This window comes from Dactylosporangium sp. CA-233914 (assembly GCF_050942935.1).
Classification (GTDB): domain Bacteria; phylum Actinomycetota; class Actinomycetes; order Mycobacteriales; family Micromonosporaceae; genus Dactylosporangium.
Genome location: NZ_CP192030.1, coordinates 6,006,996 through 6,026,960, shown reverse-complemented (window position 1 = coordinate 6,026,960; position 19,965 = coordinate 6,006,996). Strand labels below are relative to the sequence as shown.

The 19,965-nt window shown below is 70.1% G+C and carries 22 protein-coding genes and 1 pseudogene; 8 read left to right on the top strand and 15 right to left on the bottom strand.

Features of this window, described 5'->3' with window-relative positions:
- Window positions 1–100: 100 nt before the first annotated feature.
- The 9 genes and pseudogenes from ACQPY0_RS26780 to ACQPY0_RS26740 all read right to left on the bottom strand — a co-directional run bounded on the left by ACQPY0_RS26780 (window position 101) and on the right by ACQPY0_RS26740 (window position 8,064).
- Window positions 101–1,480: an FAD-binding oxidoreductase gene (locus ACQPY0_RS26780; RefSeq protein ID WP_432993920.1), complete on the bottom strand. Its 1,380-nt coding sequence runs from the start codon at window positions 1,478–1,480 to the stop codon at window positions 101–103.
- Window positions 1,481–1,537: 57 nt separating this feature from the next.
- Window positions 1,538–2,404: an alpha/beta fold hydrolase gene (locus ACQPY0_RS26775; RefSeq protein ID WP_432995402.1), complete on the bottom strand. Its 867-nt coding sequence runs from the start codon at window positions 2,402–2,404 to the stop codon at window positions 1,538–1,540.
- A gap of 24 nt (window positions 2,405–2,428) precedes the next feature.
- A pseudogene (locus ACQPY0_RS26770) lies at window positions 2,429–2,527 on the bottom strand (epoxide hydrolase N-terminal domain-containing protein); the annotation flags it as partial.
- Window positions 2,528–2,734: 207 nt separating this feature from the next.
- Entirely contained in the window at window positions 2,735–3,664 is a 930-nt protein-coding gene (locus ACQPY0_RS26765; RefSeq protein WP_432993918.1) for an amidohydrolase family protein, read from the bottom strand.
- Entirely contained in the window at window positions 3,625–4,626 is a 1,002-nt protein-coding gene (locus ACQPY0_RS26760; protein ID WP_432993916.1) for an MBL fold metallo-hydrolase, read from the bottom strand. Before ACQPY0_RS26760 ends, ACQPY0_RS26765 begins: the two co-directional genes overlap by 40 nt.
- A complete protein-coding gene (locus ACQPY0_RS26755; protein WP_432993914.1) occupies window positions 4,623–5,117 on the bottom strand; it encodes a nuclear transport factor 2 family protein in 495 nt (164 codons plus the stop codon). The genes ACQPY0_RS26760 and ACQPY0_RS26755 overlap by 4 nt, the downstream gene beginning before the upstream one ends.
- Window positions 5,118–5,145: 28 nt before the next feature.
- The gene (locus ACQPY0_RS26750) at window positions 5,146–5,961 is read right to left on the bottom strand and encodes an NAD(P)-dependent oxidoreductase (protein ID WP_432993912.1); all 816 of its coding nucleotides are present in this window, start codon (window positions 5,959–5,961) and stop codon (window positions 5,146–5,148) included.
- Window positions 5,962–5,984: 23 nt separating this feature from the next.
- Window positions 5,985–7,334 carry an MFS transporter gene (locus ACQPY0_RS26745; RefSeq protein WP_432993910.1) on the bottom strand — a complete coding sequence of 450 codons (1,350 nt, stop codon included), beginning with the start codon at window positions 7,332–7,334 and terminating at the stop codon, window positions 5,985–5,987.
- Window positions 7,335–7,401: 67 nt separating this feature from the next.
- Window positions 7,402–8,064, bottom strand: a complete 663-nt coding sequence (locus tag ACQPY0_RS26740; protein ID WP_432993908.1) for a TetR/AcrR family transcriptional regulator — start codon at window positions 8,062–8,064, stop codon at window positions 7,402–7,404.
- 117 nt (window positions 8,065–8,181) lie between these two features.
- On the opposite strand from ACQPY0_RS26740, the gene ACQPY0_RS26735 reads away from it, so the two are divergent.
- Window positions 8,182–9,198, top strand: coding sequence for a fumarylacetoacetate hydrolase family protein (locus tag ACQPY0_RS26735; RefSeq protein WP_432993906.1), 1,017 nt, complete (start codon window positions 8,182–8,184; stop codon window positions 9,196–9,198).
- A gap of 25 nt (window positions 9,199–9,223) precedes the next feature.
- On the top strand, window positions 9,224–10,768 hold the full coding sequence (locus tag ACQPY0_RS26730; RefSeq protein WP_432993904.1) for a class I adenylate-forming enzyme family protein: 1,545 nt from the start codon (window positions 9,224–9,226) through the stop codon (window positions 10,766–10,768).
- On the opposite strand, the gene ACQPY0_RS26725 is transcribed toward ACQPY0_RS26730, so the two are convergent.
- The 4 genes from ACQPY0_RS26725 to ACQPY0_RS26710 all read right to left on the bottom strand — a co-directional run bounded on the left by ACQPY0_RS26725 (window position 10,747) and on the right by ACQPY0_RS26710 (window position 13,368).
- Window positions 10,747–10,959, bottom strand: coding sequence for a hypothetical protein (locus tag ACQPY0_RS26725; protein ID WP_432993902.1), 213 nt, complete (start codon window positions 10,957–10,959; stop codon window positions 10,747–10,749). The genes ACQPY0_RS26730 and ACQPY0_RS26725 overlap by 22 nt on opposite strands.
- A 15-nt stretch (window positions 10,960–10,974) precedes the next feature.
- Window positions 10,975–11,529 (bottom strand): GNAT family N-acetyltransferase, encoded by a 555-nt coding sequence (locus ACQPY0_RS26720; RefSeq protein ID WP_432993900.1) that lies wholly within the window; start codon window positions 11,527–11,529, stop codon window positions 10,975–10,977.
- A gap of 13 nt (window positions 11,530–11,542) precedes the next feature.
- The gene (locus ACQPY0_RS26715; protein ID WP_432993898.1) at window positions 11,543–12,460 is read right to left on the bottom strand and encodes a lysostaphin resistance A-like protein; all 918 of its coding nucleotides are present in this window, start codon (window positions 12,458–12,460) and stop codon (window positions 11,543–11,545) included.
- Window positions 12,461–12,558: 98 nt separating this feature from the next.
- On the bottom strand, window positions 12,559–13,368 hold the full coding sequence (locus ACQPY0_RS26710) for an endonuclease/exonuclease/phosphatase family protein (protein ID WP_432993896.1): 810 nt from the start codon (window positions 13,366–13,368) through the stop codon (window positions 12,559–12,561).
- Between the two features lie 23 nt (window positions 13,369–13,391).
- Between ACQPY0_RS26710 and ACQPY0_RS26705 the strand changes: the two genes are divergently transcribed.
- The 3 genes from ACQPY0_RS26705 (at window position 13,392) to ACQPY0_RS26695 (ending at window position 15,931) form a co-directional block, all read left to right on the top strand.
- Window positions 13,392–14,024, top strand: a complete 633-nt coding sequence (locus ACQPY0_RS26705) for a YdcF family protein (RefSeq protein WP_432993894.1) — start codon at window positions 13,392–13,394, stop codon at window positions 14,022–14,024.
- Between the two features lie 300 nt (window positions 14,025–14,324).
- Entirely contained in the window at window positions 14,325–15,215 is an 891-nt protein-coding gene (locus ACQPY0_RS26700) for a cutinase family protein (protein ID WP_432993892.1), read from the top strand.
- Between the two features lie 29 nt (window positions 15,216–15,244).
- On the top strand, window positions 15,245–15,931 hold the full coding sequence (locus tag ACQPY0_RS26695) for a hypothetical protein (RefSeq protein WP_432993890.1): 687 nt from the start codon (window positions 15,245–15,247) through the stop codon (window positions 15,929–15,931).
- A 69-nt stretch (window positions 15,932–16,000) separates the two neighbouring features.
- On the opposite strand, the gene ACQPY0_RS26690 is transcribed toward ACQPY0_RS26695, so the two are convergent.
- A complete protein-coding gene (locus ACQPY0_RS26690) occupies window positions 16,001–16,630 on the bottom strand; it encodes a hypothetical protein (RefSeq protein WP_432993888.1) in 630 nt (209 codons plus the stop codon).
- Window positions 16,631–16,707: 77 nt separating this feature from the next.
- On the opposite strand from ACQPY0_RS26690, the gene ACQPY0_RS26685 reads away from it, so the two are divergent.
- A complete protein-coding gene (locus ACQPY0_RS26685) occupies window positions 16,708–17,307 on the top strand; it encodes a hypothetical protein (protein ID WP_432993886.1) in 600 nt (199 codons plus the stop codon).
- A 30-nt stretch (window positions 17,308–17,337) separates the two neighbouring features.
- Here the strand turns inward: ACQPY0_RS26685 and ACQPY0_RS26680 are convergent, their stop codons facing one another.
- Entirely contained in the window at window positions 17,338–17,949 is a 612-nt protein-coding gene (locus ACQPY0_RS26680) for a TetR/AcrR family transcriptional regulator (protein ID WP_432993884.1), read from the bottom strand.
- Window positions 17,950–18,053: 104 nt separating this feature from the next.
- Here ACQPY0_RS26680 and ACQPY0_RS26675 point away from each other — a divergent pair, with 104 nt between their 5' ends.
- Window positions 18,054–19,040 (top strand): ABC transporter ATP-binding protein, encoded by a 987-nt coding sequence (locus ACQPY0_RS26675; protein ID WP_432993882.1) that lies wholly within the window; start codon window positions 18,054–18,056, stop codon window positions 19,038–19,040.
- Between the two features lie 14 nt (window positions 19,041–19,054).
- Window positions 19,055–19,816 carry an ABC transporter permease gene (locus ACQPY0_RS26670; RefSeq protein ID WP_432993880.1) on the top strand — a complete coding sequence of 254 codons (762 nt, stop codon included), beginning with the start codon at window positions 19,055–19,057 and terminating at the stop codon, window positions 19,814–19,816.
- Window positions 19,817–19,965 lie beyond the last annotated feature (149 nt).

The following is a 19,965-nucleotide window of genomic DNA, read 5'->3' as shown; positions in this document are numbered from 1 at the left end:
TCCCGCCAAACCCGGAAATTGAGCCGTCACAACGCACTCCACGACAGGCCAGGTCGCAATTTCGAAGGACAAACGTCCGCGCGTCTCAGCTACTGCCCGGTCATGCTGCCGTGATGACATTTCCGGGATTCATGATGCCGCGCGGGTCGAAGGCAGCTTTTACCGCCCGATGCAGTGCCAGCGCGACGGCGTCGCTCTCGCGGGCGAGCCATGCTGTCTTCAGCCGGCCGACGCCGTGCTCACCGGTCACTGTCCCACCGAGCGCCAGCGCCGCGGCCGTGATGTCTGCGAAGGCTCTGACCGCCGCGTTCCGGCTGTCCGCGTCGGCGCGGTCGTAAATGATCGTCGGGTGGAGGTTGCCTTCGCCGGCGTGTCCGAAGACTCCGATCCGGAGCTTGTACGTCGAGGCGATCCGCTGGACCTCGGCGATGAGCGAAGTAATGGACGAGCGAGGTACGGCGACGTCGTCGAGCATCGGATCGCCGAGTCTCTCCAGCGCGGGGAACGCGTTGCGTCGCGCGGCCAGCAACAGGTCGGCCTCGGCCGGATCGGTGCTGGCGAAGGTTTCGGTCGCGTCGCAACTGGAGCAGATCGCGGAAGCTTCACCAAGAATCTCGTCGGCGTCCGGCTCGTCGCTTTGGATGACCAGTAACGCGGCGATGTCCGTGAGGCCCATCCGGGTAAGGGCCTCGACTGCCTGCACCGTCGTGCTGTCCATGATTTCCAGCATGGACAGGCGGAGTCCCGCGCGTCCTAGTGCGACAACTGCGTTTCCTGCCGCTTCCAGCGTGTCGAAGGGTGCGACAAGGGTCGACGGCACCCGGGCTCGGGGCAGGAGTCTGAGCGTGATCTCCGTGATGACGCCAAGAGTCCCTTCCGATCCGACGAACAGCCGGGTCAGGTCATACCCTGCGACACCTTTGACGGTGCGCCTGCCGACCCGGGTCACGCGACCGTCGGCGAGGACCACCTCGAGACCGAGCACGTAGTCTCCGGTGACCCCGTACTTGAGGCAGCACATCCCGCCGGCGTTCGTCGCCACGTTGCCGCCGATCGTGCAGGAGTCGACGCTGCCCGGATCGGGTGGGTAATACAGCCCGGATCCCGCGACGCGCTCGCGAAGGAGCCCAGTCACGACCCCTGGCTGGACGACGGCGAGTCGCTCGATGGCATTGATCTCGAGGATCTTGTTCATCCGGTGCAGGCTGACTACTACTGAACCGTCGGGTGCGTTCGCGCCTCCGCTCAGGCCGGTGCCGGCGCCTCGGGGTACGACGGCGAGGCCGTGGCGGTATGCGACGGTGAGGCAGGCGGAGACCTCGGTCGTCGTGCGCGGCGCGAGCACCATCACCGGTGCGCCGCCGGGGGTGAAGTGTGAGAGATCGCGGGCCCGGCTCGCGACGATGCCCGGATCGAGTTCGACGATGTCAGCCGGGAGCAGGGCAGAGAGATCTTGTAGCGCAGGTGTCGGAGCGGTCATGGGCGCTCCTCCGGAAGGGATGTCTCGTTGCGGATCGCCGACCCGGCTGTGCTGTGCTCAGCTCGGGGCATGGCTGAAAGCGGCGCGCAGTTCGGCGACGAAGGTGTCGGGCACCTCGAGCATCGGGAAGTGACCGCCCTTGTCGAGGACACTCCAATGACGTAGGTCGATGTAGCGATTCTCGACCCATGCGCGGGGGAGCTTTCGCAGCTCTTTCGGGAAGACCGAGACCCCGCAGGGCACGGTGACCGGGGTGGTCATGTCCAGCCCTGGCTGGCTCATCGTCGCACCGCCGGCGTTCTCCCAGTACAGCCGCGCCGAGGAAGCACCCGTTGCGCTGAACCAGTACGTTGCCACGTTGTCGAGAAGCCGACTGCGGGAGACGGCGTTCTCCGGGTGTCCATCGCAGTCGGCCGCATCGTGGAACTTTTCGACGATCCAGGCGAGCAAGGCGACGGGAGAATCCACGAGTCCGTACCCGACCGTCTGCGGACGGGTGGACTGGATAGCGGCATAGCCCATTCCGGTACGGCGGAACTGCTGCTCCTCGTCCAGCCAGCGACGCTCGAGCGGGGTCAGCCGGTCGTCGTCGAATCCGTCCGGGCGAACGGCGTGCGGGACAGTTGTGTGCATCATGGCGACGCGGTCCGGGTGCCGCAGGGCCAGGGTGATGGTGATCATCGCTCCCCAGTCACCGCCCTGTGCCAGGAACCGGGGGTATCCGAGCCGGGTCATCAGTTCCGCCCACGCGTCGGCGATTCGCTCGAGCCCCCAGCCGGTGGACGTGGGCTTGCCGGAGAAGCCGAAGCCGGGCAGCGACGGGAGGACCACGTGGAAGGCGGGTTCGCCGGCGGGCGGATCGACGAGCCCGGGCAGGACGTCGAGGGCCTCGGCGACCGAACCCGGCCAGCCGTGGCTGATCAGCAGTGGACGCGCGTCTTCCCGACGCGATCGGACGTGCAGGAAGTGGATGCTGAGGCCGTCGATCTCGGTGCGGAACTGACCGTGTCCGTTGAGTTCCGCTTCGAGCCGGCGCCAGTCGTGGTCCTCGAGCCACGACCGGCGGAGTTCGCCGACCGTAGTCCAGGGGGATCCCTTGCGCCCACCCTCCGTCGCCGGGCCGGCCGGCGACGGTCTCCGGTTCGGGCAGCCGTGCGCGGAGCAGGCGCTCGCGGAGGTCGTCCAGTTGTTCGTCCGGTAGTGCGAGTACGAACGGTGTCACGACGGCGGTATCGGTCGTCTCGTTGGGGGTTGTCATGTTGTGCTCCTCACTGGGCCGGGTTGCGGCAGCCGGTAGCAGGTGGTGGCCGCGTGGTACAGCAGGTTTTCGATCTCCGAGTCCGTTCGCCCGGCGATGGCGTCGAGGGTGGCGCGGTAGGTGTCCCGGTAGTTTCCGGCGACGAGGGCGACCGGCCAGTTGCCGCCGTACATCACGCGGTGCGAGCCGTACTCGTCCAGGACCAGGTCGATATAGGGCCGGATGTCCGTCGCGAGTGTCCTGCGGACGAAGGTCGCCCAGCCCGAGTACTTGACGTGGACGTTCGGCAAGGCGGCGAGTCGGCGCATCGAAGCGGCCCAGGTCGCGAAGGCCGAACGGTCTCGGAGTCGCGGCTTGCCGAGGTGGTCGATGACGATGGTGAGTTCGGGCAGCCGCTCGGCGATCGCGACCGCGAGGGGAAGTTCGCGGTCGTCCTGGAAATGCAGGTCGAGCGCCAGCCCGCGATCGGAGACGACCCGGCAGGCGTCGATCACACGCGGGTCCGCGAGCACGTCGCCGTCGGGAGTCCAGTGGTGGTTGTTCCGGATGCCCACGAGCCGGTCGGCCCCGGGGATGCCGGCGAAGGAGTCGAGGTCGCGGGCGGTGGCCTGCGGCGAGGTGAGCGTCGCCCAGCCGACCACCCCCCGGACGCTCGGCTCGGTGGCCGCGAGCGCGAGCAGTTGCCGTGTCTCCAGGACATCGGTGCCGGCCTGGACGAGGATCAGCTCCGCCACCCCGGCCTGGTCCAGCTCGGCGCGTAACTCGGCGAAGGAGAAGTCCCTGCGCACGGGTTCCCACCACGGAGGCCGATCGTCGAGCCAGGACATCCACGGGGCGTCGGCCCGCCAGACGTGCAGGTGCGTGTCGATGACCCGGGCGGGCGCGGTCATGCTCGCGCCGGCGGTGCCGAGTGGGTGTGCCCGCATCCCGCGCCGGTGGTCCAGTCTCCGTCGTCATCGGCGAGCACAACTTCAAGGGCCTGCGGAGGTGGGACGGCCGGGAACTGCGGATCCAGCTCCCGGTAGACCGCCAGGATGTTCTGGTAGGCCCGGGAGGCGTGCGGCCATCGGGCGTAGGGGCCCAGGTCGAGCGCCGTGTAGGCCTCGGCAGGCGTCTTCCCGGCTCGGTGCGCGCCGGTCGCGAACTCCAGGAGGTACTCGAAGTAGTTCCGCACGATCATCACGTCCGCCGGCCGCACGACCGGCCCGTGACCGGGCACCACCACACGCGGGTCGCATTCGAGGATGCGGTCGAGCGCTGCGACGCAGCGGGTGACGGGTCCGGCCCAGACGATCGGTGTGGACTCGGTGAAGAGCACGTCGCCGGCGTACACCACGCCGGCTGACGGCACGTGCACGATCGTGTCTCCGCGGGTGTGGGCGGGTCCGACCTCGACGAGTTCGGCCTCCTGGTCGCCGATGACGAGGTGCTCGCTTCCGGAGAACGACTCCGTCGGCAGGACCGGACGCCAGCCGTTGAAGTCGAACGTGGCGATCCGCCAGCCGATGAACCGGCCGAATGCGGTGTCGTCGCGTGCTAGTTCAGCCATACGGTCAGGCTCGAGCCACATCGCCTGCATCTCGCCGACCGTCGCTTCTGACGCGATGATGCGGGCGCCTTCGTACAGCAGGTTGCCGTTCCAGTGGTCACCGTCGGAGTGGGTGTTGACCACGGTCGTCACCGCCCTGTGGCCGGCGACACCGTCAACCGCGGCGCGCAGCGCGGTTCCCAGCGCCATGTCGTTCTGCGTGTCAACGACCAGCACCTCATCCGTGCCCAGGACGACACCGGAGTTGGCGTAGCCCCATCCGCCGGGCGGCTCGAGCCAGGCGTGGCAGCCGCCGCCAAGGTCGTGGAGGCCACGGGTGAAGGGAGGGAGATCGGTCACGCCGTCGCCTCCGGTCCGGGGTACTCGCCCTGGAAACGGACGGTCACCGCCCGCTGGTGGATGAGCCAGCGGCCGTCGACGCGGCGCAGCCCCAGGTCATAGCGGCCGGCGAGGAACGTCGTCCGGACGCGTCCATCCGAGGTCCGGACCGCCACGGCGTGCAGGTCGGCCTGGCACGTGGCCTCGTCGCCGTCGACGTCGATGAGGTGGTTGAACACCATGTGTTGTCCCGCGTCGTATTTCTTCAGCTCGGCGAAGTAGAGGTCGGCGAGCTCCGCGGCCGGGATCTCCTTGGGCTGCCAGCCTTCCAGCACGGCGGACTGGGTGAGCAGGACGGTGTCGGTGAAACAACTGAGGTAGGCCTCGCGATCGAGGTCGTCCTGCGCACGGGCCAGCCGCGCGAGCGTCTTGAGGATATCCAGCTCGTCCCGGGTCCTGCGGAGCTGGGCGAGATCCGCGGCGCCGGGTGCGCCGGTGGGTGATCCGGTCACGGGAGCCTCCTTTCGGTCGGGAGCGGGGTCACGGGAGGTCGTGCTCGCCCAGGAAGCGGATGACGGGTAGGTCGACGCCCATGTCCTCGGCCGACTCCAGGCAGTTGCGACGGTCCTTGCGCGCCATGTCGATCATCGCGGCGGAACTCGGGTCGTCGATGTAACGCTGGGCGTAGCCGCTGTAAATCGGACCGGGGAACAGGGTGTCGATCAGCAGTTCCTTGGCCAGCCGCTCGTCGATGCCGCCGGCCTTCAGGAACTGGAACATCTCCCGCAGCATCTCGACGGTCGTGTGGATCAGGCTGTTGCCGATGGTCTTGACCAGCATCGCCTGTGCGGGCTCGGCCCCGATCCACCGTGGCGTCCCGAGCACGGACAGCAGCGGCTCGACCTCGGCGTAGGCGACGGCCGGGCCCGAACAGTTGATGAGCAGTTCGGCCGCCTCCGCCGCCTCCGGCCTGCCGAAGACCGACGCCGCCAGCAGGTGCTGGCCCCGGGCCTGGTGGGCGGCGGCGAGCTCGCGGGCCAGCGCGGGTGACACGGACGCCATCACGACGTGGATACCGCCAGGTGGAAGCGCTTCGAGAAGCCCGCCGGCGCCGAGGGTGACCTCGCGGGTCCCGTCGTCGTCGAAGACGATACTGATCACGACCCGTGCGGATGCGACCTCGGCCAGGCTCTCCGCGGCCGTGCCGCCGCCGGCGGCCAGCTCTTCGACCGCTTCGGGGCGCCGGTCCCAGCCGACGACTTCCCGGCCGGAGGCCCGGAAATGGCGAGCCATCACCGAGCCCATGTGGCCGAGCCCGACCAGCCCGACGGCCGGCCGCGACTGTGCTGTGCTCACAACGTCTTCCTTCCTTCTGAGATCTACGAGGCCGACGGTTGCCCGGCGACCGGCTGCGTGGTCGGCACTTGTGCCGATGGCGACTCGGCGTCGACAGGGAAGCGTGGTGCGGTGAGCAGCAGCACGGCCGCGACGGCGAGCAGGCCCACGGAGATCACGAGCCCGAGTCGATAGCTGCCCGTCGCGTCGCGAAGCGCACTGATCAGCAGGGGGCTCGCTCCGACGCCGACCATGAACACGGCGTAGAACACGCTGAACATCCGGCTGTAGTGGCGGATCGGGTAGTAGCGCGACGTCAGGTTGCCCGCGAGGTCGACCTCCGCGCCGAGGGCGAGCCCGGCGGCGATCGCGGCGGCGGACCCGAGCTCAGGGCCGCCGAGCAGCAGCGCGAGCAAGCCTGCGGCCGCGAGAGCCAGGACGGCGGCGCCGACCCGTGGCGCGAAGAACCGGTCCACCAGCAGGCCGACTGCGATTCGGCTCACGATCAGGGCCAGCCCGATCAGACCGGCGGTGCGCGCGGCGTCAGCGGCGGAGACGCCGGCGTCTCGCAGGAGTGAGACGAGGAACAGGCCGATCCAGCCCACTGCGATGGACAGCAACAGGAACGCCACCGCCAAGCGCGCGAAAAGCGCCCGGCGCAGCAGGGGAAGGATGCTCGAGCCGGACTTCGCCGGCCGAGCCTGCGGGGGATGCGGCTGCGAGCGCGTCCCGGGTATCAGCACCAGGACCACGAGCGCGCAGACGAGCACAGCCACCCCGATCACCCGGTATCCGACTCGCCAGTGCTGGGCGAGCAGCGTGCCGAGCAGTTCGGGAATGAGGAAGGCGACCACCCCGGCGCCGCTCAGCGAGATCCCCAGCGCGATACCACGGGCCCGGTCGAACCGTTCGTTGACCGCGCGCGTGAACGACACCGCCGTCGAGGGGGAACCCAACAGGTACATCAGTCCGAACAGGATGAAGTACACCGTGAACGACGGCCCGCTTCCCGAGAGCACGAAATAGCTCACACCCAGCACGACCATGCCGAAGACCGACGGCCACCGCACGCCCCAGCGATCGACGAGAAAGCCGACAACCGGGGCGGTCACGATCAGCACGATGGAGGCAAGCAGCTGCAACGACGACAGCTGAGCGCGGCTCCACCCGAACTCGGATCCGAGCGCGGCCACCACGAGCCCGTTCGTGTACGCGGGAACGATGGCGATACCGACACCGATCCCGATCGTGGCAGCGGCCAAGGCGCGCCAACCGCGCCGGAACTCCGTCAGAGCACTCACATTCACCACGCTGTGAACCCCCTTCCCAAAGCGAAATTTGGACCGCAGTCCAACTTTCGTCGGATGGTAGTCCCCTCGGAACTTGCCCAGCAAGACTCGAGTCCAAATTTCTGGCCGCGCGGCGGCAGCCACCGCGCAGCCAGCCCAGGCGCGGCCGGGATCAGGGGGTGCGTGGACGCCCGCGGGACGAGCTGGACCCGGGCGAGATCATTCCGTGAAACACGAGGTCAAGCATGCCCAGCAGGGCCTCGTGCAGGTCAAACGGGGGCGGATCGGTGATCCAGCGCTCCAGGATGGCGAAATAGGAGGTGGCGATGACCAGCCCGGCCTGGGCGGCGTCGATCTCGGCGCGCACTTCGCGGGATCGCTGGGCCCGCTCCACCAGCTCGGTGATCTCCCGGGCAAGGTAGGTGTTACCGAAGGCGTCGGTCGAGCGGATCGCGGATCCGATGAGTGCGACGGTCTCATCACGCGCGCTCTCGCTGCTGTCCGCCAGTTCGATCATGTACCGGGTCAGGACCTCCTTGAGCGAGTGGTCGTCGAGGTGTGCGGCTCGTACCGCGTCCAGGGCGCGCCGGCGCCGGCGCGCGCTCCACTCGTCGAGGAAGGCGGACTTGCGCTGGAAGTGGTTGAAGACGGTCGCCCGGGCAACCGAGGCCCGTTCGGAGATGTCCTCCATCGTCGTACTTTCAAAACCCTGCTCCACGAACAGCTTGATGGCGGTCGCATAGAGGCGCTCCCGCCGAAGGGCGCGGTTGCGGTTCCGGCCATCGCGCAGCGCCTCCGGCGGCTCTGGTTCGGCTTCAACGTGTCGCGGGGTCATAACCGAAGTAAAGCAGCCGCTGGAGCCGCCCCGCTTGACGCGGGTTCCACCGGAGTCCTACAGTCGCGATCTAGTTGGACTGCAATCCAATTACCTGACGCGCTGGGAGGCGCCTTCATGCGGTTGGTCACCTTCGACGCCGGCGCAGGCCCCGAGCTCGGCGTCCTCCACGGCGACCTCGTGGTGCGCCCGGCCGCCGCCCTGCGGGCTCACCAGGTGTACCGCGACGGCCCCGGTACCGTGGCCCGCGCCGCGGAACTGCCCGAGGAGATGGTGGCGTTCTTCCAGACGGGTGCCCACGGACGCGCGCTGGCGGCCGAGGCGGTCGGCCTCGTGGACGAACACGGTGCCCGCGGGGACGAACTGCACGACAGCGGCCGGCCTGTCGCCCATCCGGTCGCACACGTCCGTATCCTCGCCCCGGTGCCCCGGCCACCACGGGTACGGGACTACCTGACCTACAAGGCGCACGCGAGCGGATCCGGTCTCGCGACGCCACCGGCGCTCGCCGCGATGCCGATCTGCTACAAGTGCAACGCCGACTCGATCATCGGCCCGGACGAGCCACTGCTCTGGCCCTCCTACACCGCGCAACTCGACTTCGAGCTCGAGGTGGGCTTCTTCACCTCCCGGGGCGGGCGGGACCTCACTGCGGAGCAGGCGGCCGGCTACATCGCAGGCGTGACGATCTTCAACGACGTCAGCGCCCGCGACATCCAGTTCTTCGAGATGTCGTTGTCGATCGGGCCGTCGAAGGGCAAGGACTTCTGCACGGCGATGGGACCGTGCGTGCTCACGATGGACGAGGTCGACGAATGGGACATCCGGCTCAGCGCCCGCGTCAACGGTGAGACCTGGGCCCGCGGTACCACCGCCGACCGGCAGTTCTCCTTCGCCGAGGTGCTGGCCTGGGCATCGCTCGACGAGGACGTGCGACCCGGAGAGTTCCTCGCGGTCGGGACCGTCGGCGGTGGCTGCGGACTCGAGCTCGACCGGTGGATCCGCCCGGGCGACGTCGTCGAACTCGAGGCGTCCGGCATCGGAACCTTGCGCAATCCGGTGGGTGAACGGCGCGTCCCGCCGCCCGGGGCCGGCCTTCGCACCTATCACGGTGCTCCGCCGGTGCACCTATGAGCCAACTACCCGGAGCGAAACCATCATGCTGCTGAACGGCGACGAGTACCCGGCCGACGCGAACAGCCTGCTCGACCGGCGGGCGGCGGCTTCCCCGACCGCCCCTTTTCTGGTGTTCGAGGACGACGACGGGAACATCACCGAGATCACCTACGCGGAACAGGTACGCCGAGCCGCCGCGACCGCCGAGCTGCTCGCGCGGCTCGGCGTAGGAGCCGGGGACCGGGTCCACCTGATGACCGCCAACTGCCCGGAGTTCCTGGACGTCTGGTTCGGCTGTGGCCGGCTCGGCGCCGTCACCGTCCCCGTAAACCCGCTGTCCACCGTCTCCGAAACCGCGCACCAGCTGCGGGAGTCGCGAGCCGTCCTGTCCGTCGTGGCGCCAGCCCTGCGGGGCACGGCGCTCGCGGCCGGCTCCGTGCCCGTCCTGACCACCGCAGAACTGCACGAGCGGCGCCGGCTGCCGGATTCGGCGGCGCCGCACGCCGCACGGGACGGCCTCGCCGCCATCATGTTCACCTCAGGCACGACCAGCGCACCCAAGGGGGTCCGGGTGACCCACGCGAACTACGTCCGGGTCGGCGCCGCGATGGCCAGGCACCTGGCCATGGACGACAGCGATCGCTGGCTCGTGACGCTGCCGCTGTTCCACGCGAACGCGCAATATTACTGCCTGATGTCCGCCCTGACCGTCGGTGGATCGGTCGCGCTGACCTCGCGGTTCTCCGCGTCCCGATGGCCACGCCAGGCACGGACGCTTTGCCCTACGCTGGCCAGCCTGTTCGCGGCGCCGGTCCGGATGATGCTGGCCCGGACCCGGCCGGCCGCCGCCGACGCCGCGAACAGGCTGCGGCTGGTCCTGTTCGCCCAGAACCTCGCACCGGCGCAGGCCGAGGAGTTCGAGTCCCGGTTCGGCACACTGCTCGTCCAGCTCTACGGCATGACCGAGACCGTGCTGCCTCCCTTCGTCAACCCGCCGGACGGCCGCCGGTCCTGGGACTCGATCGGCCGCCCGCTCCCCCATCTCGGGATCCGCCTTGTCGGCGCGGACGGGCGACCCGTATCACCGGGCACCCCCGGCGAGTTGCAGGTGCGCGGCAATCCCGGGGTGGACATCACCGACGGCTACGACGGGCGCCCGGCCGAGACCGAGGCCCTGCTCTCGGGTGGCTGGCTTCGCACGGGCGATCTGGTCCGCATGGACGCCGACGGTCGCGCCTACTTCGTCGACCGGGCGAAGGACATGGTGAAGCGGGCCGGCGAGAACGTTTCCGCGACGGAGGTCGAGCAGGTGATCGGCACCCATCCCGCGGTACTCGAGGCCGCCGTCCACGGAGTGCCGGACGAGGTCTACGACGAAGCGATCGTCGCGCACGTTGTCCTGAAACCGGGCGAGGAAACCACTCCCGAGGAGCTGATCGCCTGGTGCCGCGGAAACCTCTCGACCTTCAAGATCCCCGACCTTGTGATCGTGCGTGCCGAGCTACCCCGCACCAGTGTCGGGAAGATCCGCAAGGACGTGCTACGCGCAGAGCTCGCGCCCTCACATCATGCGGGCGGCGCCTCGTGAGGTGATCGGTGCCACCAGGCTTGAAGACCGTCTCTCAGAGCATGAATCAGTCCGAAGGCGACGGTGTTGACGGTGACGTTGTAGCGGCCCCACTCCTTGGCCGGCGCTTCGGTCAGGCCGGTGACGCCGGCTTCGGCAACGGCGCAGTTGACCTGCCCGACGTTGCCACCGAGCGCGGTCGCGGGCCGCACGACGCCCCGGACGTGTCAGCGGGCCGCCACGTCGAGCACGTCGGTGGCGAGCAGTGACCAGACCTCGGTGTCGTGGCGGACGCCGTTGTGCGGGTACGACTCGCGCAGCACCCCGTCGAGGCGCATCCCGAGCCGGCGCGCCACGGCGGAGCTGGCGGTGTTGTCGGGCCGGCACTTCCACTCGACGCGGTGCAGCCCCCGGGTGAGCAGCGCCCAGTCGATCAGCACCCGCACCGCCCGGGTGACCAGCCCCTGGCCCTGCCCGTCCGGCTCCAGCCAGACCCCGACCTCGCAGTCGCCGGCCTTGGCGTCGAAGCTCACGAACATGGTCCCACCGACGAGCCGCCCGTCGAGCCAGATCCCGAAGAGCCGCCCGGCGTCGCGGGCGGCCAGGTCGGCGTAGCGCTGCAGCGTGGCCCGGGCCGAGTCCAGGTCGGTGCTCATCGAGGCCCAGCGAATCCACGGATCGACGGTCGCCCGCGCTCGATCGATGTGCGCCAGGAACTCCTCGGCCTGCCACGGCTCCAGGGGCCGCAACTCGGCCCCGCCCCCGAGATCAACGCTGAACATGATTCCGACCCTCTCACACTGGCTGCAGGACCGCCTCCCCGGTGGTCGCTGACGCCGCGGTCGTCACCAGATTGCGGCGGCGGGCCAGCCAGGCGATCGCCGCGGCGTACGCGGGGAGCAGGACCACGTCGATGGCGAGGATCTGCCACGGCGAGTCGGTGGCGGTCCCGTCCGAGCCCAGGTCACCCGTGGCCGCCGACAGGGCGAACGAGACCAGGTTGTTGACCACGTGCAGGGCGATTGCCGCCTCGAGGCCGCCGGTGCGCACCGTGAGCCAGCCGGCCGTGGCGCCGAAGAGCACCAGATCCGCGAAGCCCCACGCGGTGCCCCAGCCGTGGGCCGCGGCGAAGGCCAGGGCCTGAACGGCGATCGGAAGCCAGGGGCGGCGGACGTACGCGCCGACGGCCTGCAGCAGCCAGCCACGGCAGACGTACTCCTCGGCGGCGGACTGCAGCGGCACCAGGAGCAGCAGCGGCAGCATGGTGAGCGCGAACCGGCCGGGGCCGACCCAGTCGCCGCTCAGCCCGTCGCCGGGGATCAGCAGGGCGTCGGCGGCGTACATCAGGGCGAGCGTCGGGGCGGCGGCCAGCCCGCACACGCCCAGCCAGCCCCAGCGCAGCCGAGCCTGCACCGACGACACCGTGCCCGCCGGGCGGCGCTGCACCCAGCGCGCCGCGGCCAGCACGCAGGGGATGAGCAGGGCCAGGGCGAACAGATACACCGCGGTGTCCCCGGCATCGCCCCAGCTGTGCACGCCGTCGGCGTCGGCGGGCCGGCCGGCGATCGCCGCGATGCCCTCCGATGCCGTGTACACCGCCACCATGCCGATCAGGCCGACGACCAGCAGGAGCAGGGTGCCGAGCGGGGGGCGCCACCAGCGGTACGCGTCCGTGCGGGCGAGGCGGTGGAACTCGATGGGCGTCGGCGACATGCGCCATATTGTGCCGCCCCGCCGAGCCGCTCAGAGGGCCAGCTCGCCGGGCCGCGTGACGAGGCCGGACAGCACCGCCACGGCCGCCGCCGGCGTGTTCACGCGGGTCGCACGGCGGCCAGGGACACCAGCAGGCCGGGGTGGTCGGTAGCCTGGGCGAGGTCGAACGGCGTGGTGGCGGTGACGGCGAGGTCGGCGGTGGCGATCACGTACTGCACGGCGCCGTCGTCGGCCCGCGGGTGGCCGCCGGGCACGCACTCCTTCGCCCCTTCGAGCAGGTTGAAGTCCCCGGCGACGACGGTCGGCACGTATCCGGAACGCGCGTGCAGGGACGGCAGCTCGGCCTCGAAGAGGTGGCGGCACTGCGCGTAGGCGACGCCCGGCACGGTGTTGGCCAGGTGGGTGGTGCAGGCCGCGAAGGCGCCCCGCGCGTGGACGCAGAGCCAGGCGCGCTGCTCGGGGTCGCCGGTGTCCTGGTCCGGGTAGAGGCCGCCGCCGGTCACGGGCTCGTCGCGGGGGTCGAGCCGCACGACGAGGCCGATGCCGTACGGCTCCCCGTTCACGCACAGGAAGTCGGTCCCGCTGCGCCGGTCGCCGGCCGCCCGGAACGCGCGCACGACCGTGTCGGTCGGGTACAACTCCTGCATGACGCGCCCGAGGGCCTCGACGTCCCCGGCGCAGATCTCGTTGAGGCTCACGACGTCGGGCCGACCGGCGCGGATCGCGCCCGCGGCGGCCGGGATCGCCCGGCCGGTGTAGCAGCCGGCGAACCCGCTGTCGCACAGGTTCATCTGCAGCACCCGCAGCGGCCGGCGGGTCGCCTCACCGGGTGACGGTGTCGCGCCGAGCACGGCGGCGGCGAGGCAGGCCAGGAACGCCGCCGTGCGCCGCACCCCGCGCCGGGTCATGGCGGGAGTGTACCGTCGCGGGCATGACCATCCGGCGCGGTCCCGCCGGCGCGCTGCTGGTCTTCGGCCGCGGCGTGGTCGCGACCACCGGCGGCTTCGCGCTGACCGAGGACAGCGCCGCCCGGGTCCGGGCCGCCGCCGCGCACGTCGCCCGGTTCGGCGCCCCGTCGCGCATCGTCTTCACCGGCGGCTGGGCCGGCGCCTCGCAGGGCGCGCCGCAGCCGCCGGAGGGCAGCCGCGAGGGCGACCTGATGCTGGCCGCGGCCCGCCGCGACGGCCTGGCCGATCTCGCCCCGCTGCATGCCGAGACCGGCTCGCGCAGCACGCTGGAGAACCTCCTCAACGTCCTCGCCGAGGGCCTGCTCGGCGACGCCCCGTTCACCCCGGCCCGCCCACTGGGCCTGGTGACCCACGCGTGGCACCTGCCGCGGGTGCGCTACCTCGCGGGCAAGGTCCTGCGGCTGCGCGGCGACGCCCTGCTGGACGTCCCCGCCGCCGGCGGGCACCCGCAGTCCGAGCGCCTGCTGCACCTCGGGTCCCGGCTGTGCTTCCTGGGTGCGAGCGGCGACACCACGCTGCGGCGGCGCGAACGCCTGGCGGTCGCCGCGCTGCGGTTCGTCCGCCCGCGCACGGGCCGACCCGCGGCCGGGTATTGACGCCGGACCTGGGCCAGCAGCAGCGCGGCCTCCCGCAGCAGGCGGCGGGCCAGGCGCAGGCGGTCGGGGTCGTCGACGCGGTGCGGGCGGCCGGACCTGAGCTGTTCCGATTGGCCGGGTGGCATAAAGCTGCACTTAGAGTGCCGATTCTTTTGGGACGTTTAGTTCCCGCTTAAGGTTCCCGTGCCGACCTTCCCTGAGCAGCCCAAACAGCGCAAGGCTGGGGGCCGCTAGCGCACGTGATCGGTGTTCGTGGAGGGGTGTTCGGTGGCACGGTTCAAGGTTGTAGGGTCCCGCCGGTTGACGGCGGTCGCGGTGTTGACGGGCGTGATGCTCGTCGGTGGAGTACTGACGGCGCCATTCGCCTCGGCGTCGGTCCGGGGCGGCGACGGGTCCAGCACCAGCCTGTTGCAGCGGTGGTTGTCCTGGTTCGGCGGCGGATCGCAGCTCGCATCCCAGCCGGCCGCCGCGACGATATCCCTGCCGACGTCATGGCCGACCGCGTGGCCCGCCCTGCCGGGCGTGGGCGGCATCGGTACAGCACCCGGCACCGCCGCGCCGGCCACGACGGCCACGGCACCGGCCGCGCCGACCAGCACCGGGGCCCCGGCCGGTAGCGGCAACGGCAACTGTGCCGATGTGGAGATCGTGTTCGCGCGGGGCACCGGTGACCTGCCCGGCCTCGGCGTGCTGGGCACCCCGCTCGTCAGCGCGATCCGCTCCGCACTGCCCGGCCGCACCGTCAACGCGTACGGCGTGAACTACGCCGCCGAGGCATCGCAGGCCAGCGCCGGGCCCGGTGCCACGGACATGAGCCGGCACGTGAACGCCGTCGCGGCGGCGTGCCCGGGCACCAAGTTCGTGATCGGCGGGTACTCCCAGGGCGCGACCGTCACCGACATCGCGATCGGCATCCCGTTCGGCACCACCACCGGCGAGACGATCCCGGCCGGCCTCGCCTCCCGGGTGTCGGCCGTCGTCGTGTTCGGCAACCCGCTGGGCATCCTGCACCAGACCATCGCCCAGCGCAGCTCGGTCTACGGGCCGAAGACCAAGGAGTTCTGCAACGCGGGCGACGCGATCTGCGGCAGCGCCGCCGGCGGCAACGCGCTGGCCCACCTGCAGTACATGAGTAACGGCTCGGTCCAGCAGGCCGCTCAGTTCGTGGCCGGCAAGCTCGCCGGCTCCTGACCGGGTTGGCCGAGACTCTTGGGGTAACGGTGAGCTTTGACCTGTACGTCTGGCACGAGAACCAACCGATCACCGCCGCCGAGGCGCGGGCGAAGCTGGAACGCTGGGGCAACGGCGGACAGGACCTGTTCGCCCCGCATCCCGCCGTCGGCCGGTTCTATGAGGAACTGCTCGATCGCTTCCCGCCGCTGGAGAGTCTCGGCAAGGAGGACATCGACCGGCTCGGAGTGTGGAGCACGACCCCCGAGCGTTCCGACGCGATCGTGGCCGTCTCGTGCGTATGGTCGCGAGCGGACGAGGTCGACACAGCCGTCCTGACGCTCGCCGCCGAGCACGGCCTGGTGTGTTACGAGTCGGGCTACCACGTCGTGAACCCGAACGCGCCGGGCTACGTGGCGCCCTTCACGCTCTCGTCGGAGAACTTGCCGACGATGCCCGACCCCGACGCGCGCCGGCTGGAATGGATCATCGGCCAGGTCGGCAAGGGCAACGGCTACGTGATCCTCGACCGTGCCGACGGATGGTTCGTCCAGGTGGGCTACGGCGACATCGCGGGAGTACCCACCGGGACATACTCGCTGGAGTACCAGGAAGGCTCCCTCGAACGGCACTTCCGCTGTCAGACCGCGGACCGCGAGGCAGCCGTACGACTCCTGCAGGAGTTCCGAGCCGGCGACGAAACCTGGAAACGCCGCCACACGTGGCAACCGCTCTGACCGGTCCCCCAACTGTTCACGTCGGAGCACGCGCGGCAACGGTCCTCTTTGGACGGTTGCCGCGCGTGCTCAGATGCCGAGGGGTGCGCTGATCCGCAGACGCCGGTCCACGGCGGCGATGAGTGGGTCGGCCAGCTCGGGAGCGATGCTCTGCGCCCAGGGACGCAGGGCGGCCAGGAAGCCCACGAGGTCCCCGCGTACGGCAGCCAGAAGTTTCGGCAGCTCGGCACGCGGGACGTCGATGTATTTGTCGGCCGGGCCGGGCAGTTCCCCCGCGAGGAGTTGCCGCTTGTCCTTCCATACGCGCAGCACCGGCCCCCGATGTTCGACCAACACGTCAGGGTCGTGCCCGAGATCGATGACCTCACCGCCGAGCACGCGCAGCCAGTCGCGCCATTCGTCGAGGCCGACGCAGCAGCCCGGGTCGATGACGACGTCGCCGGCGCCGACTCGCAGGCCGCCGGGCGCGAAGTCCTCGTCCTCGCAGGTCAAATACGCCTCGATCGCGTCGGTGGCACCGGCCGCGGTGATGGACAAGTCGTCCGCGGTGACGCTGCGCCCGATCAACGTCCAGACCACCGTTCCCGCCTGCCGCGAAGTCGGCAGACGCGGGACGGCGAAGACGAAGCCGGTCCGGTCGACAGGCCAGAACGGGCAGTCCGCGGACCATCGCTCCAACACCGGCGTCAGCGTGATCATCGCCCGAGGCTAACGGCCAGGAGCGACGCGTGCGACCGCATTGGTCCGTCGCGGGATGCCGTGTACGGTCTGCGATCATGTCACTCAAGCTGCTTCCGGTCGACCAGGTATGGGTGGACCGCATGATCACGCTGGCCGGTGTTCCCTGGGAACGGGCGACGGTCGAGGCGATGTTCGTGGAGTGGGGCCTGGCCCGTCCCGGTGAGGACGTCGAGTGGGAGGGCGGCCCGGGAGCACCGCAGTTCGCCGTCGACGCCGGCGGCGAGCCGTCCGGGTGGTCGGTCGAACTCGGGGCGGCTCCGCCGAGCCCGGACATGTGGGTGCACCTGCCGTGTGCGCTGTACTGGCCGGCGTTCGGAGCGGAGGAGCCGGACGACCCGGACGACGAGGACGAGTACGACGAGGACATGCCGCCGCTGTGGGCTCGGCGGCCGCAGGCAAGGCGGGCCGAGTTCCATGCGGAACGCGATCGCCTCGCCGCACTGATCACCGCCCGTCTCGGAGCGCCGGAGTTCGTGGTGACCGCAGCGTCCGACAGCTACCGGGCGGTGTGGCGACGCGGTGACCGGGCGCTGCTGCTGGAGACGACCGATGACATCCACACATACTCGCACTACGACGTGCTCGGCATCGTGTTGCGACGCTACGATCCGTCGCTCACCGAACTGGACGCCTGAGCTACGGACGGCCGGCCACCGACACGGAGATCACAAGCTCGTGGTTGGAGGAGGAGTCCCGTCCGGCCGATGGCGCGTGACCCCGTTTTCGAAGGTGCGGATGACGGTCGCGGTGATCCCGTGCCGAGGCAGGCGCCCGCTGTCGGCCTCTTCAAGACCGGTGTAGACCATTGCCCAGAGTACGTGGCGGATCCAGACCGGGCTGAGCTCCGGGTCGAATACGCCCTCGTCCTGTCCCCGCCGGACGAGCGAGGTCACCGAGTCCTCCAGCGGTGCGTCGGCCTTGGTCCTCCCGTAGGTCTCCAGCACACGGGGATCGCCGAACAGGAACATCAGCCGGTCGCCGACCTCGACCATGGCCGCCACGAGTCGGCGCATGGCCTCCAGCGGCGGGCCTTGCTCGATCGCGGCTTGCGCGGTGGATGACTCGATCGCCTCGACCGAGTCGTCCACCGCGGCTTTGATCAGCGCTTCGCGGTCCGGGAAGTAGCGGTGCAGAGTAGTGCGGCCGACCTCGGCGGCGTCGGCGATCTCGGCGAGCGTCGCCGAGAAGTTCCGGGCGAGGATGGAGCAGGCCGCGCTCAGGATGGCGCGACGCGTTCGGTTGCGAATTCCCGACTGCGCGCGTGCGGTGCCGCTCATGCCGACCAGCCTACAGTTGCAGGTCCCCTTTTCGAGCTCTAGGCTCCCATGATGGAACATACATGTTCCAAAACAGAAGCCATTAGATCCGAAAGGAGATCCAGTTGATCCACACCGAAGGTCTCACTCGACGTTTCCGGGCGAAGAAGACGACCGTCGAGGCGGTCCGGGGCATTGACCTGGACGTCGGGACCGGTGAACTGGTCGCACTCCTCGGCCCCAACGGCGCAGGGAAGTCCACCTTGCTGCGGATGCTGACCACCCTGCTCCCCCCGACCTCGGGCCGGGCGAGCGTGGCGGGCCGCGATGTTGTGGCCGACCCCATCGGGGTGCGCTCGGCCATCGGCTACGTCGGGCAGCGCAACAGCGCGGGCGCCAACTTCCTGGTCCGGGACGAACTGGTCACCCAGGCTCGCAGCTACGGCTTGAGCAAGGCACAAGCCCGGCGGCGGGCCGACGAGGCGCTCCACCTGCTGGACCTGCAACCGCTGGGTGCCCGCAAGCCGGCAACCCTGTCCGGCGGGCAACGCCGCCGGGTGGACGTGGCCATGGGCCTACTGCACCAGCCCCAGCTGCTGTTCCTGGACGAACCCTCCGCCGGCCTCGATCCACACAGTCGCATTCACCTCTGGGAACACATACTGGGCCTGCGTGAGCAGCACGGCACGACCCTGTTCCTGACCACGCACTACCTCGACGAGGTCGACCGGATGGCCGAGCGGGTGCTGGTCATCGATCACGGCCGGATCATCGCCGACGGTACGGCAGACGGGCTGAAGCGCCGACTCGCCGGCGACCGGGTCGTGGTCACCGTCGCCACCCCCGCGGAGGCCGCCACCGCCGCCGCCATCGCCGAACGGATACCCGCCGCCACCGAGGTGGAGACTGACGCCGCCACGGTTCGGGTGCGGGTGCCGCACGCCGCAGCCGCGCTACCCGAGTACCTGCACACGCTCGACGCCGCCAGCATCAAGGTCGTCACCGCCGAGACCAGACAGTCCACATTGGACGATGTCTTCCTCGCCCTCACCGGCCGCAGCCTGCGCGAAGGCGACGACGCCGACCGGCACGACCAGATCCAGATCGGATAAGGAGAAGCCACAGCATGGTCAAGTTCTTACGGGACACCGCGATCACCTTTTCCCGGGAGTTCACGCCCGAACTGCGCCAGCCGCTCGGCCTGGTCTTCTCGATGACCCAGCCCCTGCTGTTCATGGTCCTGTTCGGCTGGCTGCTGCAAGGAGTGGACAGCTTCGGCACCGCGAACGGTTCCTCCTGGCAGTGGTTCGTACCCGGCATCCTGATCATGATGTGCCTGTTCGGGCCGATGGCCGCCGGGCATGCCTTGCTGGTCGAACTGATCGGCGGGGCAACCGAGCGCATGATGGTCACGCCGCTCAGCCGCACCGCGATGCTGATCGGCCGGACCATGAAGGAGTCGGTGATCCTGCTCGCCCAGGCGACGCTGATCCTCATCCTGGCCCTGCCGCTGGGTTTCCAGCTCTACCCCGCGGGCGCGCTGGCCGGGCTGGCCCTGCTCATGGTGTTCGGCATCGGCCTGGGCGGGCTGTCCTTCGCGCTCGCGATTGCCGCGCAACCCAACGGCACCCTGTTCTGGATCGTCACCCAGATGCTGACGTATCCACTGCTGCTGCTCTCCGGCGTGCTGTTGCCGGTCGAGCACGGCCCGCAGTGGCTCAGGGGCATCGCCGCGCTCAACCCGATCGCCTACCTCGTGGACGCCGAACGCGCCCTCTTCGCCGGCCGGTTCGCCGATCTTCCCGCGCTGTACGGCGTGATCGCCGCCTGCACCATCGCGGCCCTCGGCCTGACGCTCGGCACCCGGGCCATGCGCCGCGGGATCTGACCTCGGCCATTCGTGCGCCCGGACGGGTCAAGCCGGCGCGACGGACGAGGTGCGCCGAGATCGCGCACTTCCGCCCATCACCATGAGTGGAAACCCGCCGGGCGAGATCATGGTCCGGGACGCGCCGCCCGTTGAAAGTTGCAACGTTG